The following is a 21,285-nucleotide window of genomic DNA, read 5'->3' as shown; positions in this document are numbered from 1 at the left end:
ATAGGGGAGGCGCAAGCCTCCCTATTATTAAATATTATATTGTTAACATTTTTGATAAAGAGGTACTATGAATATTAGAGAACGTATAGAAGAACGAGAAGATATGATCTTATCTCCCTATGCGGCGAGAAGCAGTATGGCATTGCGCGATATTGATGAAGAACCAGATCCACTACGTACCGCATTTCAACGGGATCGGGATAGAATTATACACAGTAAGTGTTTTCGTCGCTTAAAACATAAGACACAAGTATATATTGCACCTGGTGACCATTATAGAACAAGAATGACGCATACCCTTGAAGTAGGACAAATCGGTCGTACTGTTGCGCGTGCTCTTAGACTTAATGAAGATTTAGTGGAAGCCATTGCGATGGGGCATGATGTAGGGCACACCCCATTTGGTCATGTCGGAGAATATGCATTGCGCGATATGGTGGGCCATTTTAACCATAATGAACAAAGTTTGCGCATGGTCGAAGTATTAGAGAAACATGGTAACAGACAAGGCCTTAATCTTACAAAAGAAGTGCGGGATGGCATTTTAGGCCATACGGGACCAACCATACCATCTACATTAGAAGGGCAGATTATACGTATTGTAGATCGTATTGCGTACTTGTGTCATGATTATGATGATGCACAACGGGCTGGTATGCTAGAAGCTAACGATTTACCAGAAGAAGTGCGATTTTATTTTGGCGATACTCCGTCTAGTATGATTACGGCCATGGTGAAAGATATGGTTGAACAATCGTTGGATAAGCCAGCGATTCAGATGTCTGCTGATATTGAAAGCACGATGAATGTTTTTAGACAGTTTATGTTTAAAAATGTATATCTAGCACCTGCATTAATTCCTGACCGTAATAAGGCAGCTCATGTAGTAAAAAATTTATTTACATACTTTATGGAGCATCCAGGTGATATAGAAACCGATGTAGAACGAAATGGTGTGTATTCCACTGTTGATATTGTTGATTATGTGGCAGGATTAACAGATCAATATGCTATAAAATTATTTAAAGATTACTTTATTCCAAATATTACGCTGTAATAGAGCGACAAAAAGACCGTTACCATTTGGTAACGGTCTTTTTGTTTAAGAGTACATGTACTATTTATTTTACGCGCGTGTAATTTTATTAGAACGAAGGCAGCGTGTGCATACATTTACTTTTTTTGTAGCACCGTCTACAACCGCCCGTACTCTTTGAATGTTCGGTTTCCAAGTTTTTCTTGTGCGAATGTGAGAGTGACTCACGTTCATACCGCTAGATGTGGATTTGCCACATACTTCGCAAAGGTTTGCCATAGTTTCCACCTCCAAGCTTAATCTATAACATAACAAAAGTATATTATCATAAAGACAAGGTTTAAGCAAGTGTTTTTACTACATGCATTGATATTTTATGAAATATACTACAATATTTGGTATACTATAGCTAATATTGTAGTCGAAATCTATGAGATATGGCAAGAGAAATATAAAAATGGATATATTTTCACTATATTCATTAAGTATGTTATATGTGAGGCATTATAATGAACGAAGCACTGACCTCTATTAAGGGAATTGGACCAGGTCGAGAAAAACAACTTCATAAATTAGGCATTGATACTGTATCCAATTTATTGGCTTATTTTCCACGTTCCTATGAAGATAGACGTAAAATTTATTCCATAAAAGAATTGGAAACTGGTATTACTGCGGGGGTTGTAGGTACTGTCGTATCCATTACGGAAAAACGTCCACGGCCTCGCTTATCCATTTTAGAAGTTATCATCACAGATGGCACTGGTCCGATGAAGATTGTATTATTCAATCAAGGATATAAAAAGAACTTTTACAAAAAAGGACAACGCCTCTATGTGTACGGTAAGGCCGAATTTCAATATGGTTCTATGCAGATGAATTCTCCTCAAATAGAAAATCTTGGGCCAGATGCTATGCCGGATACGGGCATTGTCCCTATTTATCCCTTGGTGGATGGCGTTTCTCAATATGTGGTGCGCGCATCGATTCGAAATTGGTTCGAAGCGCATCATACAATGGATGAAATTTTACCGCCTGAAATCATGAATTATCATGCGAGTATGAAGCGATATGATGCATTTAAAGAAATGCATTTTCCTTCAAGTAGTGAAAGTCATGAAAAAGCACGGTATCAATTAGCCTATGAAGAACTATTTATCATGCAGTCTGGATTGGCTCTGCTTAGAAATAAAGAGCAATGTCATGTAGGACCCAAGATGGAGCCCGATGGTACATTGATGGAACAATGTAGGACGAATTTACCCTTTCAGCTAACGGGTGATCAAGAACGGGCGGTAACAGAAATTTCACAGGACATGCAAGATGAACGGCCGATGCAACGATTATTACAAGGTGATGTAGGCTCTGGCAAAACTGTTGTAGCTACATTGAGCCTTGTAAAAGCCGTAGAAAATGGATACCAAGCTGTTATCATGGCACCTACAGAAATCTTAGCGACTCAACATTATGAAGGGATAACTGAATTTTGTAAAAATTTACCTATTAATATTGCATTGCTTACAGGATCCACATCTAAAAAAGAAAAGGATAGAATCTATGATGAGTTAGCAAATGGAACCATTCAATTGATTATCGGTACCCATGCGCTCATTCAGGACAAGGTTCAATTTAAGAACCTAGGATTAGTTATTATCGACGAACAACATCGTTTTGGTGTTAATCAGCGTGCCGCATTACAACATAAAGGAGTATATCCTCATGTTTTAATTATGACGGCTACACCGATTCCAAGAACGATGACGCTATCCGTATATGGTGATTTAGCGGTATCCCTCATTAAGGAAATGCCTCCAGGACGCAAACCGGTCAAGACATATGTAGTAGATAGTTCATATAAAGAACGATTGCGTGTGTTCTTTGGTAAAGAAATGACCGCAGGTCATCAAGTATATGTGGTTTGTCCTCTAGTAGAGGAATCCGAAAAACTAGATTTGCAAGCAGCAGAAGAACTCTTTTTGGAATTGAAAGACTATTTTTATAAAAGTTTTGAAGTGGGGCTCGTACATGGTCGTATGAATCCAAAAGAAAAGGACGAGGTTATGCAAGCTTTTCATGATGGACGCATTCAATTGCTCGTGTCTACAACTGTTATAGAGGTTGGCGTTAATGTTCCTAATGCGACTATCATGTGTATAGAAGGGGCGGAGCGGTTCGGATTATCCCAACTACACCAATTACGGGGACGTGTTGGACGTGGTGACATCCAGGCGTATTGCATATTAGTTAGCGACTCCAAGGGAGATGTCAGTCAAGAACGGCTGCGGTTAATGGAATCCACGCAAGATGGATTTGAATTAGCCGAACAAGATTTATTACTGCGTGGATCTGGCCAATTGTTTGGACTTGCGCAATCAGGATTACCTGATTTACGGGTTGCTAATATCATAAAAGATATAGATATACTAGTTACAGCACGTAATGATGTACTGTCATATATTCGAGAATTTGGTATTGATCAACTAGAAATTCGAATGAAAGAAGAATTATCAAAAAGATTTGGTGAAAAATTTCTTAGAATATTGTATAATTAAGAGGTAGGGCTAATAATTCTATAAGGTGCGATAATACTAGGTTTTATCTAGGTTTTCCCCTTGTATATAACGGCCTATTCTCGTATAATATAAAAAACAATATTTTTGTATCTATGGAGGTGCCATATGCCATTAATTCATGTTGAACTCGTTGAAGGTCGTACAAAAGAACAAAAAAAACAATTAGGTGAAGCAATCACTAAGGCTACTGTAGACATCGTAAAGGTTCCTGCAGAAGCAGTTAAAGTTATTTTTGTAGATATGAAAAAAGATGATTTTATGGAAGGCGGCATTTTGCGGTCTGAACGCTAATGAAAGCTACGATTATCCGTTCTAGCCCACTGGGCTAGAACGGGTCGTAGTTTTGTTTTTTATTATACGAGAAAGGAAAAACAAATGAGAGACGATAAATTCGGTATGCGTGGATTGACTTTTGATGATGTATTGTTAGTGCCGGCAGCATCTGATGTATTACCATATCAAGTAGATTTAAAGACACAATTAACACGTGATATTTCACTAAATATCCCAATGATTAGTTCTGGTATGGATACTGTTACTGAGTCCCGTATGGCCATTGCCATGGCTCGTGAAGGCGGTATGGGTGTTATTCATAAAAATATGTCTATCGAGGAACAAGCTCATGAAGTTGATACAGTTAAACGTTCTGAGCATGGTGTTATCGTTGATCCGATTTTCCTAAGCCCTCAGAACCTTCTCTCTGATGCAGAAGAGTTGATGCGTAAATATAAAATCTCTGGTGTACCTATTACAGAACATGGTAAACTAGTAGGGATCATTACAAATCGCGATATGCGTTTTGAAACTGATTTATCCCGTCAAATTGGCGAATGTATGACAAGTGAAGGTTTAGTTACAGCTCCTGAAGGTACTTCCTTGGAAATGGCTAAATCCATTTTGAGCAAACATCGTATTGAAAAATTACCATTAGTTGATAAAGATAGTAATTTAAAGGGTTTAATCACTATTAAAGATATTGAAAAAGCTACAAAATATCCTAATTCTGCAAAGGATACTAGCGGCCGTCTATTAGTTGGTGCTGCTGTTGGTGTTTCTAAAGATATGTATGATCGTCTAGATGCTCTCGTAGCAGCTAAAGCCGATGTTATCATCGTCGATACTGCCCATGGTCATTCTGCAGGTGTATTGCGTACCTTAAAAGAAATTAAACAAGCATATCCACATATTCCAGTTATTGCTGGTAATGTGGCTACGGCAGCTGGTACAGAGGCTCTTATTGAAGCTGGTGCGGATGCTGTTAAAATTGGTATTGGACCTGGTTCTATTTGTACAACACGTGTCATCGCTGGTATTGGTGTACCTCAAATTACTGCTGTCTATGAGTCCGCTCAAGTAGCAAGACGTTATGGTATTCCAATCATCGCTGATGGTGGTATTAAATATTCTGGTGACATTGCGAAAGCTATTGCAGCTGGTGCCAATGTTGTAATGATGGGGAATATTCTTGCTGGTACTGATGAAAGTCCAGGGGAACAAGTTATTTACCAAGGTCGCTCCTATAAGGTTTACCGTGGCATGGGTAGCTTAGGTGCTATGAAACTTGGTAGTAAAGATCGTTATTTCCAATCAGAAGCTAAGAAATTAGTTCCTGAAGGTATTGAAGGCCGCGTACCTTATAAAGGTATGTTGGCAGATACTATTTTCCAAATGGTTGGTGGTTTACGTGCAAGTATGGGATACTGTGGTTGCCATAATATTAAAGAAATGATTGAAAACACTCAATTTATTCAAATTACGGCAGCAGGCTTGAAAGAAAGTCATCCACATGATGTAAGTATCACCGTAGAAGCACCGAACTATAGTGGTTTATAATGGAGTATTATTTTGAGTAAACGTATTTCGGTATTATCCGTCCCTATTGATTGCATCACTATGGACGAAGCAGTTTCAAAAATTATAGAGATGACGAAGCAATCAGGGCTACATCTTGTAGCAACTGCCAATGCTGAAATGGTTATGCTAGCCAATCAGGATCCCGTGTTACACGGGATCTTGAATTCCGCTAGTCTAGTTGTTCCTGATGGAGCTGGTATATTATGGGCAGCGGAACGCATGGGTGAAAGAGTGCCTGAACGCGTTACTGGTGTTGATATTACCAAAGAATTGTTTAAACAAGCTGTAAGCAATCAAATCCCCATATATTGTTTAGGTGCTGCGCCTGGTGTAGCACAACAAGCAGTTTCTAATTTACAAGCAATGTATGGTACTATTAATATAGCTGGCATCCATGATGGGTTCTTTGATGAAGCAGAGGAACAACGTATTATTAACGATATTAAAACTTCGGGTGCTAAGCTCGTATTTGTTGCATTAGGTGTGCCAAAACAGGAACAATGGATTTCAGAAAAACTATCCTCTTTACAAGGCGTTGTAGCCATTGGTATAGGAGGGTCTTTTGATGTATTGGCTGGAAATATTCCACGCGCACCTCATTGGATGCAACGTAATCGTTTAGAATGGTTATATAGATTATATCTGGAACCTAAACGTATAGGCCGAATGTTGTCTATACCAAAGTTTATGTGGACTGTTATTAAGAATAAATAGGGGAGTTTAGTTGTGCCTACAGGACCAATAATAAAAGAAGGATTTCCTTTAATCGGAGTGATGCTCTTCATTACGATTATAGCGGTGTATTTTGGATATTATAGTATCGCAATCATTACATTTATTTTGGCATTATTTTTTGTGAACTTTTTTAGAAATCCAAAACGCAACATTCCTACTGACCCAGATGCTATTTTATCTCCAGCTGATGGCAAGGTAATGGAAATTGAAGATGTATATGAAGATTTGTATTTACATCGAGAATGTAAAAAGGTAACAATCTTTTTATCTGTTTTTGATGTGCATGCCAATCGAGCTCCTATTGAAGGTAAAATTACATATCGTCATTATACGATGGGGAGTTTTTTACCTGCTTTTAAAGAAGATGTGGGGTTTGAAAATGAACGTCACACAATTTGTATAGAAAACGATAAAACAGAAGTTCTGGTAACACAAATTGCAGGTTTATTGGCTCGTCGTATCGTTTCATGGACAGATCTTGATAGTGTATTACAACGTGGTCAGTTATATGGTATGATTAAATTTGGTTCATGTACTGAAATTTACATGGATAAAAATGTAGAGATTTGCATTGAAAAAGGTCAACATATTACTGGTGGCGATACAATTATCGGGAGGCTCCGTCATGAATAAATCAGTTATTCCAAATTTATTTACTAGTTCTAATTTAGCATTTGGTGTTATTGGGATTACATTGTCTGCTACGGGCAATACCTTTGGGGCAGCTATTTGCGTGATACTATCACTGATTGCAGATGGTTTAGATGGACGTGTGGCACGTGCGTTAGGCGTAGCAGGTCCTATGGGACGTGAATTAGATTCCTTATCCGATGTAGTTGGGTTTGGCGTTGCCCCTGCTTATATGCTGTATGTTAACGATTTACAAGGATTAGGCTGGCTTGGCTATGTTCCGTTATTGGCCTTTGCTGTTTTAGGTGCTTTTCGTCTAGCTCGTTTTAATATTAAAACAGATGAAGTTCATGGTTATTTTGAAGGCCTTCCTATTCCAGCAGCAGGTTGTTTAGCTGCTACCTATATTTTATGTGGTGTGCAAGTTCCACAACTAGTTGTGTTTGTGTCTATGATTCTTGTTGGTATCTTAATGGTTAGTGAAGTAAAATATCCTGACTTTAAAGGCCACAGTGCAGTTCGTATTAGAAAAATTGCTATTGCATTAGTTGCTATTATCATTATTGCTGCATTGGTATATGATTGGCATACATGGGCTGTTATGATTTTTACTGGTTATGTGTTGTTTGGTCTGTTTAATACGGCGTTAAATATAGTGCGCAAATAGACTGTGGAGGTTTGTCTTATGGATTACCTACTGGATCTGATACTGATTCCTATGCAGGTAATAATCGTAATTTATACGGTTTATTATTTCGTACTTGCCGTTATAGGTATGTGGCGGTCTCGAGTTCATAAAAACTATACGCCAAAGAATTCATTCGCCATTGTTGTGTGTGCTCATAATGAAGAGGCTGTAGTAGGAGAACTCGTAAAAAACTTAAAAGGTTTAGATTACCCAGACGAGTTGTATGATATTTTTGTTGTAGCTGATAACTGTACTGATAAAACGGCTGAAGTGGCCAGTGCTGCAGGAGCTAATGTACATGAACGTTTCAACAAAGAAGAGGTTGGTAAAGGGTATGCCATGGGGTGGATGTTTGACCGCGTGGATAAAATGGATAGGAAATATGATGCATTCCTCATTTTTGATGCTGACAACTTGGTACATCCTCAATTTATGTTAGAAATGAACGATCATCTCGAAAAAGGTGAATCTGTTATTCAAGGCTATCTTAACTCAAAAAATCCAACTGATTCATGGGTGGCTGGTACTTTTTCCATCATGTTCTGGATGGTTAACCACATGTGGCATTTAGCTAAATATCGCATTGGTTTATCCACAGCATTGGGTGGTACAGGCATGTGTATTCGTACATCTATTATTAAAGAATACGGATGGGATTGTACAAGCTTAACAGAGGACATGGAGTTCTCTATGAAGCTATTAACACATGGCATTAAGACGACATGGGCTCATGATGCCATCGTGTATGATGAAAAAGTAACGACTATGATGGCCTCTTGTAAACAACGTTTGCGTTGGGCACAAGGTCAATTTGATTGTGCAGATCGTTATATTCCTAAATTATTTGCAGCGGGCATTAAGCAAGGTAATATTGTTATTTTAGATGGTATTTTGCAAGTTAGTCAGCCATATTTCTTGTTGTTGACGACCGTATATTTGGTATTTTCTTATATCAATGCATATGTACCAATTTATACTAATATTTTGTACCAAATTATGCCTATGTCCGTATGGCAAATTATAGGTATTGGGCAATATCTATTCCCATTAATTGTATTATTGAAAATTAAGGTGCCACCTAAAATTTGGTTCTACTATTTGTTATATCCAATCTTTGTATATTCATGGGTTCCAGTAAATATTTTAGGATGGTTCCGTCGGCATAATAAGGAATGGTCTCATACGGTGCATACAAGAGCAGTTGGCTTGGGTGATGTGAAATTAACTCGTATGGGCGATATGAATAAGAATAAAAAATAGAATCTATAGGAGTGACTATGCATATCTTAATGTGTAACGATGATGGCATTTTAGCTGATGGCTTACGCCAATTAGCGACGTATTTAAGTCAATATTATCGTGTTACCGTTGTAGCACCAGCTACTGAACAAAGTGCTAAATCCCATGCATTGACGACTGAGATTCCTTTAAAATTAGATGCGTACAATGGCGAGGATGAAAATCCTCGCCTTTATGCACTTACAGGAACTCCATCAGATTGTATGAAATTTGGCCTCAGTTATTTATTAGCCGATGATATGCCTGATCTTGTTATTTCAGGTATTAATCATGGTTTTAATTTAGGTTCTGATGTATTGTATTCAGGAACTGTATCGGCAGCTATGGAAAGTGCTTTTTATGGAATTCCTGGTCTTGCTTTATCTGTAGAGCGGTATTCTGTTGAGCGTGGCCATGAAATGCATCCGTTTATTCATGAATTGATTGAGAAGGTTTATGTAAATGGTAATTTTGAAGGCCTATTAAATGTTAATTTTCCATTGCGCGGTATATGTGATTGGGACCATTTTAAATTAGTGAGCCAAGGACTTCAAACTTATAGTAATATCATTGATGCTAGAATTAATTCACGAGGACAAGATTATTATTGGTTAGCGGGTGACTTGGATTGTGGAAAGGAAGACGTACCAACAGATGTTGAATACGCTCGAAAAGGTTATATTACAGGTGTTACTTTGACCTGGAAACAGCAAGATAATGCGGCGATGCATACACTCACAAATATTTTAGAAAAAATATAAAAAATTTGTTGACAGACCTTTGTTATTCCTATATAATTACAAATGTTCCGAGACGCCGGAGTGGCGGAATGGCAGACGCACTTGACTCAAAATCAAGCGGGTAACACCGTGTGGGTTCAAGTCCCACCTCCGGCACCAACTACAAGCGGAAACGCTTGAACAGGTGATAAGAGTAATCTTATCACCTGTTTTTTGTTTATATGATTCAAGTAGAATGATAGAGGTCTATATGGATATACAACACATCATGGATTATCTACCAACAACATATGCACTGCAGCAACAAGATGTTAGTAAGGCGATAGTTGATCTAAAACTATTAAAAGAGATACCCATTGATAGTTCTGTCAATCAATGTCAAGGATTCTGTTATAACTCAAAAAAAGATGTATTTGTGTTGGCCTGTATTAATTCTGAAAATACGCGACAAATTATATATGAGCTAGATCCAAGAACATTTGATATTGTTGGCACCTATAAGTTTCGTGATGCTAGTGTATTAGCACATATGAATACGCTTACCTATAATCCGGATACTAATTTGTTATACACCACGAATGCCATGGTTAATGGTCATCGTATTACTACAATAGATGCAGATACAATGAGTATTGGCAATACTATTACGATTCCTGAACGGGTATTTAATTTAGCCTATGATAAAAAGACGAATCAGTTTATATCGATTGTCCCCATAGATGCCACAATGAGACGTATCAATTATTATAACTCTCAGTTTCAACTAATTCGGTCTAAAGATATAGATGCCCATCATGATGATTATAATAATAATGGCGCATTTGCTAATGATGGTAAGACTATATTCGCAACATTATCTACAGTTGTTACAGTAGATAAAACTGGTAATGTTACAAAGATTTCTTCGTTTCCAAAAGATCTTGAAATTGAAGATATGGATATGTGTCATAACATAATGTATGCAGCTGTTAATATGAATCATAAGGTTTTTATTTATAGTATGCTTAACTATTAATGGTCTGCACTTCATCAATGATTAATCTAACAAAATTGTGTATAATAAAATGATAGATAATCAACACATAAGAGGTTATGATATGAGATTAGGTACAGATATTATAGAAATTGATCGAATTAAACGGGCCATAGACAGGTCAGATCGCTTTCGACTGCGCGTATACACGGAACGTGAAATCGCTTATTGTGAAAGTAAACGTACAGGGGTATGCCAATCTTATGCTGGTATTTATGCAGCCAAAGAGGCTTTTTTGAAAGCATTGGGAACTGGACTGCGATATGGATCATGGCAAGATATTGAGGTGTGCCATGATGAATTCGGGGCACCATTTCTGAGCATAACAGGGGCTTTCAAAAAAATCATGCAAGAACGAATGTATACGGAATGTATAGTTTCTATTAGTCACTGTCGGTCGTACGCTATGAGTACGGTCATCATAAAGGGGTAATTATGTACAGTTTAACGAGAGAAGCATCACAACATATTGATGCCTATGTACCGCGTCATCTACATGTGCCATTGGAAGTGCTCATGGAAAATGCAGGTCGAGGTATAGCCGATGCGTTGGTAGATGTAGAAGGAGACCGTTTTCACGAGGATCCTTTTACAGGTATGGTTCTATTTGTGTGCGGTGTTGGTAACAATGGAGCCGATGGACTGGTAGCGGCTCGTCATTTAATGGAACAAAGAATTCCCGTTACCATTGCATTAGTAGGCAATGTGTCACATGGTAGTGAGCTATTTAATAAACAACTAACCATGGTTCGTGCCATGGGAATTGATATTGTTTCTTTTGAAAGTTTTAGTGATTGGTCCCGTGTTCATGTTGTCGTAGAAGGTTTGATGGGAACTGGTTTTCAAGGTGAATTACGTGAATCTATAACCTCTGTGCTACATGACATCGATGTGGAACGCAACCAATATGGATTTTCCCTATGGGCTATCGATGTGCCCGCTGGTGTTGATGCTACTACGGGGCAGGCTTCGGATTATACATTATCCTATGATGCGACAGTGACCTTTGGATCTATTAAAGAGGGGCTATTGTTATATCCAGGCAAATCCTTGGCAGGTACAGTAATCATCGCACCGCTAGGGGTGCCTTGGGAATTAGCATTAGAATCAGAGGCGCCGTTTAACACATCTCATTATGTTTTATATGATCGTTTAGCTTCATTGGAACTTAGTGATCGAATGCCACAGGCCCATAAGGGTGTTAATGGTAATGCTTTAATTGTGGGCGGTTCTGAATCAATGGTAGGAGCACCTATCATAAGCGCAGAGGCGGCCGTACACGGTGGGGCCGGTAAGGTTTCATTAGCCGTTCTTAATAGTGTGCGATTTATCGTACAGTCTAAATGCATACCAGAAATCATGGTATTGCCATTAGAAAATATAGGTTCCACCAATTTACAATCTTATGATGTCGTTGCCGTTGGCCCTGGATTAGGACGCACAGATGACGCCAAAGTATTGGTAAATTCTTTGTTAGAACGACAATCGGGACATATGATTATCGATGCTGATGGATTATATGCTCTTGGCACCATAGGACATGTTTATGCACATGGGGATAAGACTATTACTTATGAAGGCAATATGCAGTTTAAAAATTGTATTATGACACCTCATTTAGGCGAGTTTAGCCGTCTTATTGATACATCCATTAATTTTATAGAGAAGCATTATGTAGAGTTAGCGATTCAATTTGCTGTAGCTCATAATGTAGTGCTCGTTTTAAAAGGAATTCCTAGTTTAGTTGCCTTTCCTACCGGTGAAGTATATATCAATATGATAGGCAATCCTGGTATGGGAACAGGAGGAATGGGTGATAGTTTAACGGGGATTATAGCTGCCTTTGTAGCACAAGGTTATTCTTTACAGTCTGCGGCCTTATTAGGTGTCTATGTACATAGTCGAAGCGCTGATATATTGGCTAAAGAAAAACCTTGGGGCTATACACCAAGTGATGTAAGCCAATCCGTTGGTTTGGTACTACAAGAGTTATTGAAAGGATAGGTATATGACGCGATTACAACGAATACTACTCTATTTAATAGCTTTATTAGTGCCACTGTTTGTGCTAGCAGGTTGTTCGAATTCAGATGTATCCAAAGCGGCTACACAAGCCGTGTCGGCATCATCCAATTATTCTATTGATACAAAGCAGACTAATGCAGAAGGGCATGTTGATATCTATATGCTAGATATCGGCCAAGGGGATGCAATACTTCTTAAAGTTGGTGATGAGTATAGCATGATTGATACGGGAGATATAGAACATCGTGAAAATATTGTAGCCCAACTACATAACCTCGGTGTTACAAAGCTTAAAAATGTCATCATCACACATCCTCATGCAGATCATATGGGTGGTTTTTTAGCTATTGCAAAAACGATGCCTATAGAACATGTATATGATGATGGTATTTCTGTTGACAATAATATGTATAAAACATATGAAAAATGGATTGAGAAAAAGAATATTCAACGCACTACGTTAAAGAAGGGTAGTACTGTTGATTTTGGTCATGGAGCAGTATTTGTAGTATATGCGCCTTGGGATGATATATTAGTAGATAAAAAAGGGCAACCGGATTTAAATAATAATTCTATTGTTGGTAAATTTATATTTGGTAAATTTTCTATGCTCTTTACAGGTGATGCAGAATTACAAGAAGAACAACGGCTTATAAAAGAGCAAAATAGTAAGCTCTTTGCTCGTATTTTGAAGGTGGGGCATCACGGATCACGGACAAGTAGTTCTGAAGATTTCCTAAAATCCGTCAAACCAGAGAGTGCATTAATCTCTTGTGGGTTATATAATAAATATGGTCATCCTCATGATGTGACATTACGTCATTTGAATGAACACAATATCGCCATTTATCGTACAGATACGATGGGACGTATTCATATTAGTACGGATGGGAATGAATGGCAAATTTCTACAGAACGATGATAGATATGTATAATCCGTATACCTATCTTCATGTTTGTATGAAATAATCTATCTATAATCTAACATTAGTTTATGGATAGATTGGAACGATGAGACGAAACATTAGTATCATCGGCTCATCTCTATGGTTTGGACAAAAAGTATGTCAGTTAGATTGGAGTGAATGTATTGCGTAAACTATTTTTAATTTGCTTTGCTTTTCTCATGGCTGTACCACTGATGTTAAGTCAAGCAAAGGCTGCTAATTTACAGGATGCTCGTTGGGTAACGAGAACTGATGCACCTGTTCCATATGTACGTATGGTTATGGATTTATCTACTCCTGTAAAAGCGGCAGCATCCATCAGTAAAGATGGAAAAACGACAACGGTTACTTTGAAGAATACGAAGCTAAAAACGACGAAGAATACTATTTATATGGATTCTTCCATTGCTAGCGTAGCTCAACTTTCACAAGTAGGCAAAGATGTGGCAGTTACGATTAAAACTCCATCCGCATTGGATACTAATGATGTGAAGGTTTTCTCTTTGAAGAAGGATACAGTCAATCAAAAGCCGTATCGAATTGTTGTAGATGTACAGAAAAAAGGCGTGGCTCCAAAACCTATCAATTATGGTAAGAAACCATCTCCAGCTACAGCGCCAGCAAGTAGTAAAGGGTCCGGTAAATACTCTGTATCAGGAGGCTTATCCGGTAAGGTGATTACTATTGATCCAGGTCATGGTGGTAGCGACCCAGGTGCTATTGGCCCTACAGGGTTCCAAGAAAAAAGTGCAACATTACCGATTGCTAAATATTTGAAATCAGCTCTAGAAGCTCGCGGTGCAAAGGTATTCATGACGCGTACTACAGATGTCGATGTATATGGTCCTAATGCGAGTGGTGTTGATGAGTTGGGTGCTCGCGTTAATGTGGCAAATTCTCATAATTCGGATGCTTTCGTAAGTGTTCATATTAACTCCTTCAACAACCCAAGTGTAGGTGGCATTGCTACATACTACTATTCTAAAACTGGTAATGACGCTCGCTTAGCACAAAAAGTACAAGATCAAATTGCTAATGTACCAGGTTTCAATGGTGACAGAGGTATCCAAGAAGGTAATTTGTATGTATTAAGACATACAAATATGCCGGCTATTCTCGTAGAATTGGGCTTTATTTCTAATCCTAACGAAGAGCGCGCTTTGAAGAGTGAACAAACAGAACAAGACTTTGCTAATCGTATTGCTGCTGGTATTGCTAATTACTTTGGAGGCTAAGGATGAATATTCGAAATCAAATGGCAGTGATTGCTTGTATTGGTATCCTAGCTTTTTCAGCAGGCTGTAATTCCAATCAAATACCTAATAATGGTTCTCCTACAGTAAGTCAAGAGGTGAAGGTCAATAAAGATGCTGAAACAGCTAAGGCTTCTAGTGAAACTGTTAAAATGGTATTCTTTGTTCCTACTGAAGATGGTTCAGGTGTGAAACAACAATCCGTGGATATTGCAGCTGATAAGGTAACACCAAAGGCGGCATTGCTTGCCATGTTAAAAGCTGATCGCCAACAAAAGTATCCTATCTTTGATAAAGCGATAGAAATCAACTCTGTAACAGTTAAAGATGGAGTTGCTTCTGTAGAGGTAAATAAAGCTTTTGTTGATGGTAAAGGTGGCGACTTAACTGTTAAGTTGCAAATGGCTGCTATTGTTAATACATTGACCTCTTTTGATAATATCAATGGAGTGCTCTTTGTATGTGATGGCAAAAAGGTTCCTATCGTAGGTGCATTTGATACGAAGAGCCCTGTTAAACGGATGGAACAACTCATAAAAAAATAATGTACGAATCGACCTCATCGGTATGATGAGGTCGATTTTTTTTGCATTCCTATATATGTTACAATACATATAGTGTATAAGATAAAAAAGGTGATATTGTGGAACTTAAAACTCTTGGTGAATTTAATTTCATACATAGTATTGAATCGGATACAATATATGACAATAAGACGGTGGTGCAAGGCATTGGTGATGATTGTGCCATTTATAAAGCTAGTGAAGGGTATGATCAGCTCATAAGTACGGATACCATGGTGGAAGGTGTTCATTTTAGCTTTCATTATATGGTGCCCTATGATGTAGGATATCGTTTGATGACGGCTAATTTGAGTGATATTGCTGCTATGGGAGGTATACCACGTCAGGTTGTATTATCTGTATCTGCACCAGGTCATATTGACACGCGAATTTTAGATGAAATTTATAGAGGGATTAAGGATCAGTGCCAACGATATCATGTAAATCTTATTGGCGGTGACACGGTCAGTATAGATGGCCCCATGGTGTGGACCATTACTATCATAGGCGAAGTGCCTAAAGGTAAAGCGATACTACGAAGTGGTGCTCGACCTGGGGATGTGGTGGGCGTTACTAATTATATTGGTTATGCTGCCACAGGGTTAGGATCCTTATCATATAACCTTGATGGCTATCCTATGACGCGTATCGGTCATCAACGACCAGAACCTCAAATTGAATTAGGCCAATCGTTACGCGAACTTGGTATTCACAGTATGAATGATATTAGCGATGGCCTTAGTAGTGAGTTGAATGAAATTGCAAAGGCATCACATGTTTCAATCGTCATTGATGAAGCACTTATCCCATTGCATGAAGAAACATATAAACTAGCTGCTGTATTACATACTAATCCTGTTGATTATGCCTTATTGGGTGGTGAAGATTTTCAGCTCGTATTTACGGCGCCTAAGGAACTTTCACATACATTAGAACAGTTAGGTTCTATCACGCTTATTGGTGAGGTTATAGAGGGGAAACCGATGGTACAATCGGTGACTAAGGATAAAGAGATACGCTTATTAGAAGCGAAAGGATATAATCATTTTCATGAGTAAAAATAAAGTTACATTAGAAACATATTCTGTAGAGGATACCCAATGCTTTGGTGAACGCCTAGGGCAGTGGGTCAAAGAGTCTGCTAGTCCACTATGCATGGCATTAATCGGCGATTTAGGGACTGGTAAGACTCATATGTCTCAGGGCATAGCAAAGGGTCTTGGCGTGTCGGAGGATATTACAAGTCCTACATTTTCTCTTATGAATACCTATATGACATTGGCTGGTGAAATATACCATTTTGATTTATATCGCATGGATGATGTAAGTGAATTAGAAAATATTGGATTTTATGAATTTACAGAGGATCAAGTTGCCATTGTAGAGTGGGCGGATAAGTTTGAAGATGAATTGCCCGATGAAACGTTATGGATATATATTGATTCGATTGATACTCACTCTAGACGGATTACATTAGAGAGCGATGTACTTGACGTTGAAACATTGAATACTTTAGGAGGTATGTATGTGGTTGGGAATTGAAACGAGTTCTGTCGTTTCTAGTGTTGCTGTGATGAATGAAAGTCAGTTACTTGGTGAAATTACTATACAAGCAGGATTGACTCATTCTGAGCAGTTGGTACCACATATTCAATCATTGCTAGAGATGACGAGGGTTGAAAAATCTGATTTAAAAGGAATCGTTGTTGCTAGTGGTCCCGGTTCCTTTACGGGTTTACGCATAGGAATGGGGACGGCAAAGGCGATGGCTTATGCATTACATATACCTTTATATGGGGTTATGACTATGGATGGATTAGCGCGTAATATTCCATACAATACTGATACGATTTGCACGGTTATTGATGCGCAAAAGAAACATGTCTATGCTGCTCTGTATACATATGATGGAGAGTATTTACGGATTAAAGAAGAGCCATTCGTAGTGGAAGCTGCTTCATTAGTAGAACGATTACGAAACCAACATAAACGCGTCATATTTGTGGGCGATGGTATTAAGCGGATTGCTCCACTAGTAGAAGATGATGAGTTATTAATCATTGGTGATCCTATCTATCGCATACCTAAGGCTAGCTCTTTATTATTAAGCGCCCACTCTATGATTGAACGAGGTGAAAGTGCTGATCCTATGGATATGGTACCGTACTATATTAGACGGTCTGAAGCAGAAGTATTGTGGGAAGAAAAGCATAAAGATAATCCTGCTATGTTAAAGGAGAATCCTACAGTCACTGTAATCGAAGCGGCAGGTGAAAAATAGACATGACAGTCCGTAGAGCAACGATTGAGGATGCAAAGGAAATTTTTGCTATTGAAATGGAATGCTTTTCTGTTCCTTGGAGTTTAGATTCCATAGAAACAGAATTACTGAATGAAGATAAAAAACTCTATTATGTTGTAGAAGATGCCAATGGTGTTGTAGGTTATGCAGGAGCGTGGCTCGTATATGATGAAGGGCAAATTACGAATATTGCGATACGTCCATCTGCAAGACGTCAAGGCTTTGGTGCTAAACTTACAAGTGCATTGATAGAGGAATGTTTTAAACGAGGCATGCATGAAATCTTTTTAGAGGTTCGTATATCTAATTTGTCTGCTTTATCTTTATATCGACAATTGGGGTTTACTGTAAAAGGTATGCGAAAAAATTATTACTCGGAGCCTAAAGAAGATGCGTATATCATGTCTCTTATTAAAGAGGAAGGAAAATGAGTGTATATACATTAGCATTAGAAAGTAGCTGTGATGAAACATCGGCAGCTGTACTTAAGGATGGCCGTACAGTACTTTCTAATGTCATATCGAGTCAGGTGCCAATTCACCGAAAATTTGGTGGTGTAGTGCCAGAAATTGCATCCCGCCATCATATAGAACAAGTTATCCCTGTTATTGACCAAGCATTAGCGGATGCTCATGTCACATTGGATGACATTGATCATATAGGGGTTACCTATGGCCCTGGATTAGTAGGGGCCCTATTAGTTGGTGTAGCAGCTGCAAAAGGATTATCCTTTGCTACGGGGATTCCTTTAGTACCTGTTCATCATATGGAAGGTCATATTTTTGCTAATTTTTTAGCTAATCCTACATTAGAACCACCATTTTTAAGCCTTGTTGTATCCGGTGGTCATACTATGTTAGTTCATGTGAAAGGCTATGAAGAATTCGAGATTTTAGGACAAACACGGGATGATGCGGCCGGTGAAGCCTTTGATAAAATTGCCCGTGTTATGGGGTTTCCATATCCTGGAGGACCTCATATTGATGCATTAGCAACAGAGGGAAATCCAGATGCTATTGAGTTTCCGAAGGCACTTAGTGAGTCGGGAAATTTTGAATTTAGCTTTAGTGGCTTAAAATCAGCTGTTTTGAACTACTTAAATAGTAAATCTCAAAAGGGTGAAGACATAAATAAGGCTGATGTGGCAGCGTCCTTTCAAAAGGCCATCGTAGATGTCCTCGTAGAAAAAACTAAGGATGCAGCTCATACACTAGGGGAAACTAAAATAACCATTGCTGGTGGTGTATCTGCTAACCAAGGCTTACAAGTAGCATTAGAGAATATGTGTAATGAAGAAGGGTTTACGTACTATAAACCAGGTAAAATTTTAGCTACTGATAATGCGGCTATGATTGGATGCCGTGCTTACTATATGGCACAAGCCGGAAAGTTCTGCGATTTACATTTAAATGCTAAGCCTAGTGTGCCAATTGGTACCGTTGCATGGGTAGAAGGTAACTAGTATGACTGTACATATATATGATGAACTTGTTAAGGAAACAAATCTATCTAGTTTGCAAGCAGCCCTACTAGTTCATATTAGTCATATGATTCGCTTTGGCCAATCGGTGAGTAAACATAAGATTGTTTTGTTTACAGAGATTGCGAATGATGACATGATGTGTATATATGAGTCTAATGACTCATTAGTTACATCACGCATACCTAGTTCTGATATGTGGAAAAAACTAATCACCACCGGTGAAAGCTTTCAACAATCCACACAAAATGGATTTGAATATCTATTTCCTATTGTCGATAATGGCGGTAAGACTATAGGAGGCATTTCCTTCTCTTATATAGCACCTGCCAATGGTGAGGAAGGTAAACGAGGATTTATCGTAGCCGATACGATGCAACGATTAATGTTGACGGCCACAGATGAACAAATTAAAGAATATGAGCCTATATCGTATTTGGATGGGCTCATCATTTTTGACCAAAATGGGACTATCCTGTACGGCAATGATACGGCGTTACACTTGGCGGATATTGTCGGTGTTGATCGGCGGTTGGTGGGCACATCTATTTTTGGTAGTTCTTTAAAAATATCTGCTATTCATCGTGTCATAGATGAAAGAAATGATTATGTGTCTGAAGAAATCTATCACAATATGGTATTAAGACAGCATATGATACCCATTCCGATGGGGCGCAATGAATGTCGTTGCTTTTTGATTCTTCACGATTGTACCCGTGAAAGTAAACAGCAACAAGAACTGCTTGTTAAAAACTCCATTATTAAAGAGATACATCACCGTGTAAAAAATAACTTACAAACGGTAGCTGGTTTACTACGAATGGAAGCACGCCGTTCAGATTTACCAGAGGTAAAATCGGCCTTACAAGAAGGTATTTCTCGTATTGAAAGCATGGCTCTTGTCCATGATTTAGTATCCCATTATGACGAAGACTATATTTCTATACGGTCTATATATGATGAATTGTGCCGATTATTACGTCAGAGCATGGTAGAGCGTAATCAACATGTAGAATTTCGCTATCATGGAGACGATTGTATTATTTCATCTCATCAAGCCAGTTATATTTCTCTTGTATTCAATGAACTGATTTCTAATAGTATTGTGCATGGGTTGGATGGGACTGATGGTGTAATTTCATTATCTGTATCCAGTATGAATGATACTATTGCTCTAGTATTTACAGATTCAGGTAAAGGTTTGCCTCATGATTTTGATATGGCTAAAAGTAAGCGATTAGGCATGCAAATTATTAATAATTTGGTGACTCATGAGCTACAAGGTTATATGACGATTGAAAATGGTGATGTTGGGGTTATTGTTACAATTCATATTCATAAGGAGCAATAAATGCGTATTTTAATCGTTGATGATGAATCTTTAATCCGCATGGATTTGCGAGATATTCTAGAATCTGAACAACATGAAGTGGTTGGGGAAGCATCGAATGGTGTTGAAGCTATTACGATGTGTAAAGAACTAAAACCTGATGCGGTGTTAATGGATGTGAAAATGCCTGAGCTAGATGGCATAGAAGCAGCTCGTCAAATTGGATTTAACCACTTGGCACCTGTTGTACTTCTAACTAGTTATAGTCAACAGGATTTAGTGACAAAAGCTCGTGAATCTGGTGTATATGGGTATTTAATAAAACCTGTCAGAGAAGAGCAGCTGATTCCAACATTAGAAATGGCATGTGGTCGATTTTTAGATGATTTAGAATCACGTCAACAAATGGCTGATTTAGAGAAAACTCTAGAAGAACGAAAAATAATACAAAAAGCGACAGGAATTCTTATGGATTTATATAAAATTACGGAGGACGAATCATATAATCGAATTCGGCAATTAAGTATGAAGAAACGAGAGTCTATTGTCAACATATGCAAGCTAATCATTCAACAAGCATCGTCTAATTAATAAAAACTATAGGGCGATACATATAACCTTCTATATAAGATATAAAAGCTTATATAGAAGGTTATTTTATATGAATTAGTACTTGTAAAAACTAAAAAGTCAAAAAATCAAAATTAATACTTGCAATTATTTTGACATAGGTTATAATAATACATGTGATTAGCACTCGATAAGTTAGAGTGCTAATGAATTATGAATAATACATAGTAAATAAGGAGTGACATCAT

23 protein-coding genes and 1 tRNA gene are annotated in these 21,285 nt (G+C 38.1%); 23 read left to right on the top strand and 1 reads right to left on the bottom strand.

The features are described 5' to 3' along the window. Positions 1–67 precede the first annotated feature (67 nt). Positions 68–1,057 (top strand): deoxyguanosinetriphosphate triphosphohydrolase, encoded by a 990-nt coding sequence (locus VIHSUH07_RS08170; protein ID WP_105084575.1) that lies wholly within the window; start codon positions 68–70, stop codon positions 1,055–1,057. Positions 1,058–1,126: 69 nt separating this feature from the next. Here the strand turns inward: VIHSUH07_RS08170 and rpmB are convergent, their stop codons facing one another. Then, a complete protein-coding gene (gene rpmB, locus VIHSUH07_RS08165) occupies positions 1,127–1,315 on the bottom strand; it encodes a 50S ribosomal protein L28 (protein WP_005386334.1) in 189 nt (62 codons plus the stop codon). A gap of 230 nt (positions 1,316–1,545) precedes the next feature. On the opposite strand from rpmB, the gene recG reads away from it, so the two are divergent. The 22 genes from recG to VIHSUH07_RS08055 all read left to right on the top strand — a co-directional run bounded on the left by recG (position 1,546) and on the right by VIHSUH07_RS08055 (position 21,058). Further along, complete coding sequence (gene recG, locus VIHSUH07_RS08160) at positions 1,546–3,588, top strand: ATP-dependent DNA helicase RecG (RefSeq protein ID WP_105084574.1); 2,043 nt, start codon at positions 1,546–1,548, stop codon at positions 3,586–3,588. A 126-nt stretch (positions 3,589–3,714) separates the two neighbouring features. Continuing rightward, positions 3,715–3,900: a 4-oxalocrotonate tautomerase gene (locus tag VIHSUH07_RS08155; RefSeq protein ID WP_005379145.1), complete on the top strand. Its 186-nt coding sequence runs from the start codon at positions 3,715–3,717 to the stop codon at positions 3,898–3,900. Between the two features lie 84 nt (positions 3,901–3,984). Then, positions 3,985–5,442, top strand: a complete 1,458-nt coding sequence (gene guaB / locus VIHSUH07_RS08150; RefSeq protein WP_105084573.1) for an IMP dehydrogenase — start codon at positions 3,985–3,987, stop codon at positions 5,440–5,442. Between the two features lie 12 nt (positions 5,443–5,454). Then, positions 5,455–6,177: a WecB/TagA/CpsF family glycosyltransferase gene (locus VIHSUH07_RS08145; RefSeq protein WP_105084572.1), complete on the top strand. Its 723-nt coding sequence runs from the start codon at positions 5,455–5,457 to the stop codon at positions 6,175–6,177. 12 nt (positions 6,178–6,189) lie between these two features. After that, entirely contained in the window at positions 6,190–6,831 is a 642-nt protein-coding gene (locus VIHSUH07_RS08140) for a phosphatidylserine decarboxylase family protein (RefSeq protein WP_009661204.1), read from the top strand. Continuing rightward, a complete protein-coding gene (gene pssA, locus VIHSUH07_RS08135) occupies positions 6,824–7,495 on the top strand; it encodes a CDP-diacylglycerol--serine O-phosphatidyltransferase (RefSeq protein ID WP_016475657.1) in 672 nt (223 codons plus the stop codon). The genes VIHSUH07_RS08140 and pssA overlap by 8 nt, the downstream gene beginning before the upstream one ends. 18 nt (positions 7,496–7,513) lie before the next feature. After that, entirely contained in the window at positions 7,514–8,776 is a 1,263-nt protein-coding gene (locus VIHSUH07_RS08130; protein WP_016475656.1) for a glycosyltransferase family 2 protein, read from the top strand. A gap of 17 nt (positions 8,777–8,793) precedes the next feature. Further along, on the top strand, positions 8,794–9,555 hold the full coding sequence (gene surE, locus VIHSUH07_RS08125) for a 5'/3'-nucleotidase SurE (protein WP_105084571.1): 762 nt from the start codon (positions 8,794–8,796) through the stop codon (positions 9,553–9,555). Positions 9,556–9,609: 54 nt separating this feature from the next. Next, positions 9,610–9,693 (top strand) — tRNA-Leu (locus tag VIHSUH07_RS08120). A 91-nt stretch (positions 9,694–9,784) separates the two neighbouring features. Next, positions 9,785–10,549 carry a hypothetical protein gene (locus VIHSUH07_RS08115; RefSeq protein WP_105084570.1) on the top strand — a complete coding sequence of 255 codons (765 nt, stop codon included), beginning with the start codon at positions 9,785–9,787 and terminating at the stop codon, positions 10,547–10,549. Between the two features lie 82 nt (positions 10,550–10,631). Then, positions 10,632–11,000 carry a holo-ACP synthase gene (gene acpS, locus VIHSUH07_RS08110; RefSeq protein WP_105084569.1) on the top strand — a complete coding sequence of 123 codons (369 nt, stop codon included), beginning with the start codon at positions 10,632–10,634 and terminating at the stop codon, positions 10,998–11,000. A 2-nt stretch (positions 11,001–11,002) separates the two neighbouring features. Next, the gene (locus VIHSUH07_RS08105; protein ID WP_105084568.1) at positions 11,003–12,571 is read left to right on the top strand and encodes an NAD(P)H-hydrate dehydratase; all 1,569 of its coding nucleotides are present in this window, start codon (positions 11,003–11,005) and stop codon (positions 12,569–12,571) included. A gap of 4 nt (positions 12,572–12,575) precedes the next feature. After that, the gene (locus VIHSUH07_RS08100; RefSeq protein WP_105084567.1) at positions 12,576–13,514 is read left to right on the top strand and encodes a ComEC/Rec2 family competence protein; all 939 of its coding nucleotides are present in this window, start codon (positions 12,576–12,578) and stop codon (positions 13,512–13,514) included. 168 nt (positions 13,515–13,682) lie between these two features. Next, positions 13,683–14,774 carry an N-acetylmuramoyl-L-alanine amidase family protein gene (locus VIHSUH07_RS08095; RefSeq protein ID WP_105084566.1) on the top strand — a complete coding sequence of 364 codons (1,092 nt, stop codon included), beginning with the start codon at positions 13,683–13,685 and terminating at the stop codon, positions 14,772–14,774. A 2-nt stretch (positions 14,775–14,776) separates the two neighbouring features. Further along, positions 14,777–15,337 (top strand): GerMN domain-containing protein, encoded by a 561-nt coding sequence (locus tag VIHSUH07_RS08090; protein ID WP_105084565.1) that lies wholly within the window; start codon positions 14,777–14,779, stop codon positions 15,335–15,337. A gap of 98 nt (positions 15,338–15,435) precedes the next feature. Continuing rightward, entirely contained in the window at positions 15,436–16,413 is a 978-nt protein-coding gene (gene thiL / locus VIHSUH07_RS08085; protein ID WP_105084564.1) for a thiamine-phosphate kinase, read from the top strand. Further along, complete coding sequence (gene tsaE / locus VIHSUH07_RS08080; RefSeq protein ID WP_105084563.1) at positions 16,406–16,897, top strand: tRNA (adenosine(37)-N6)-threonylcarbamoyltransferase complex ATPase subunit type 1 TsaE; 492 nt, start codon at positions 16,406–16,408, stop codon at positions 16,895–16,897. Before thiL ends, tsaE begins: the two co-directional genes overlap by 8 nt. Further along, a complete protein-coding gene (gene tsaB / locus VIHSUH07_RS08075; RefSeq protein ID WP_105084562.1) occupies positions 16,881–17,636 on the top strand; it encodes a tRNA (adenosine(37)-N6)-threonylcarbamoyltransferase complex dimerization subunit type 1 TsaB in 756 nt (251 codons plus the stop codon). Before tsaE ends, tsaB begins: the two co-directional genes overlap by 17 nt. A 2-nt stretch (positions 17,637–17,638) precedes the next feature. Then, positions 17,639–18,088, top strand: a complete 450-nt coding sequence (gene rimI, locus VIHSUH07_RS08070; RefSeq protein ID WP_005378736.1) for a ribosomal protein S18-alanine N-acetyltransferase — start codon at positions 17,639–17,641, stop codon at positions 18,086–18,088. After that, positions 18,085–19,119, top strand: a complete 1,035-nt coding sequence (gene tsaD / locus VIHSUH07_RS08065; RefSeq protein ID WP_105084561.1) for a tRNA (adenosine(37)-N6)-threonylcarbamoyltransferase complex transferase subunit TsaD — start codon at positions 18,085–18,087, stop codon at positions 19,117–19,119. Before rimI ends, tsaD begins: the two co-directional genes overlap by 4 nt. 1 nt (position 19,120) lies before the next feature. Further along, positions 19,121–20,488 (top strand): sensor histidine kinase, encoded by a 1,368-nt coding sequence (locus VIHSUH07_RS08060; protein ID WP_105084560.1) that lies wholly within the window; start codon positions 19,121–19,123, stop codon positions 20,486–20,488. After that, on the top strand, positions 20,489–21,058 hold the full coding sequence (locus VIHSUH07_RS08055; RefSeq protein WP_038122636.1) for an ANTAR domain-containing response regulator: 570 nt from the start codon (positions 20,489–20,491) through the stop codon (positions 21,056–21,058). It begins immediately after the preceding gene. Positions 21,059–21,285 lie beyond the last annotated feature (227 nt).

This window comes from Veillonella sp. T34266-5 (genome assembly GCF_002959815.1).
In the GTDB taxonomy this organism is placed as follows: Bacteria; Bacillota; Negativicutes; order Veillonellales; family Veillonellaceae; genus Veillonella; species Veillonella atypica.
Note: the sequence above shows the minus strand (reverse complement) of the source record. Positions and strands in the feature narration are given on the sequence as shown.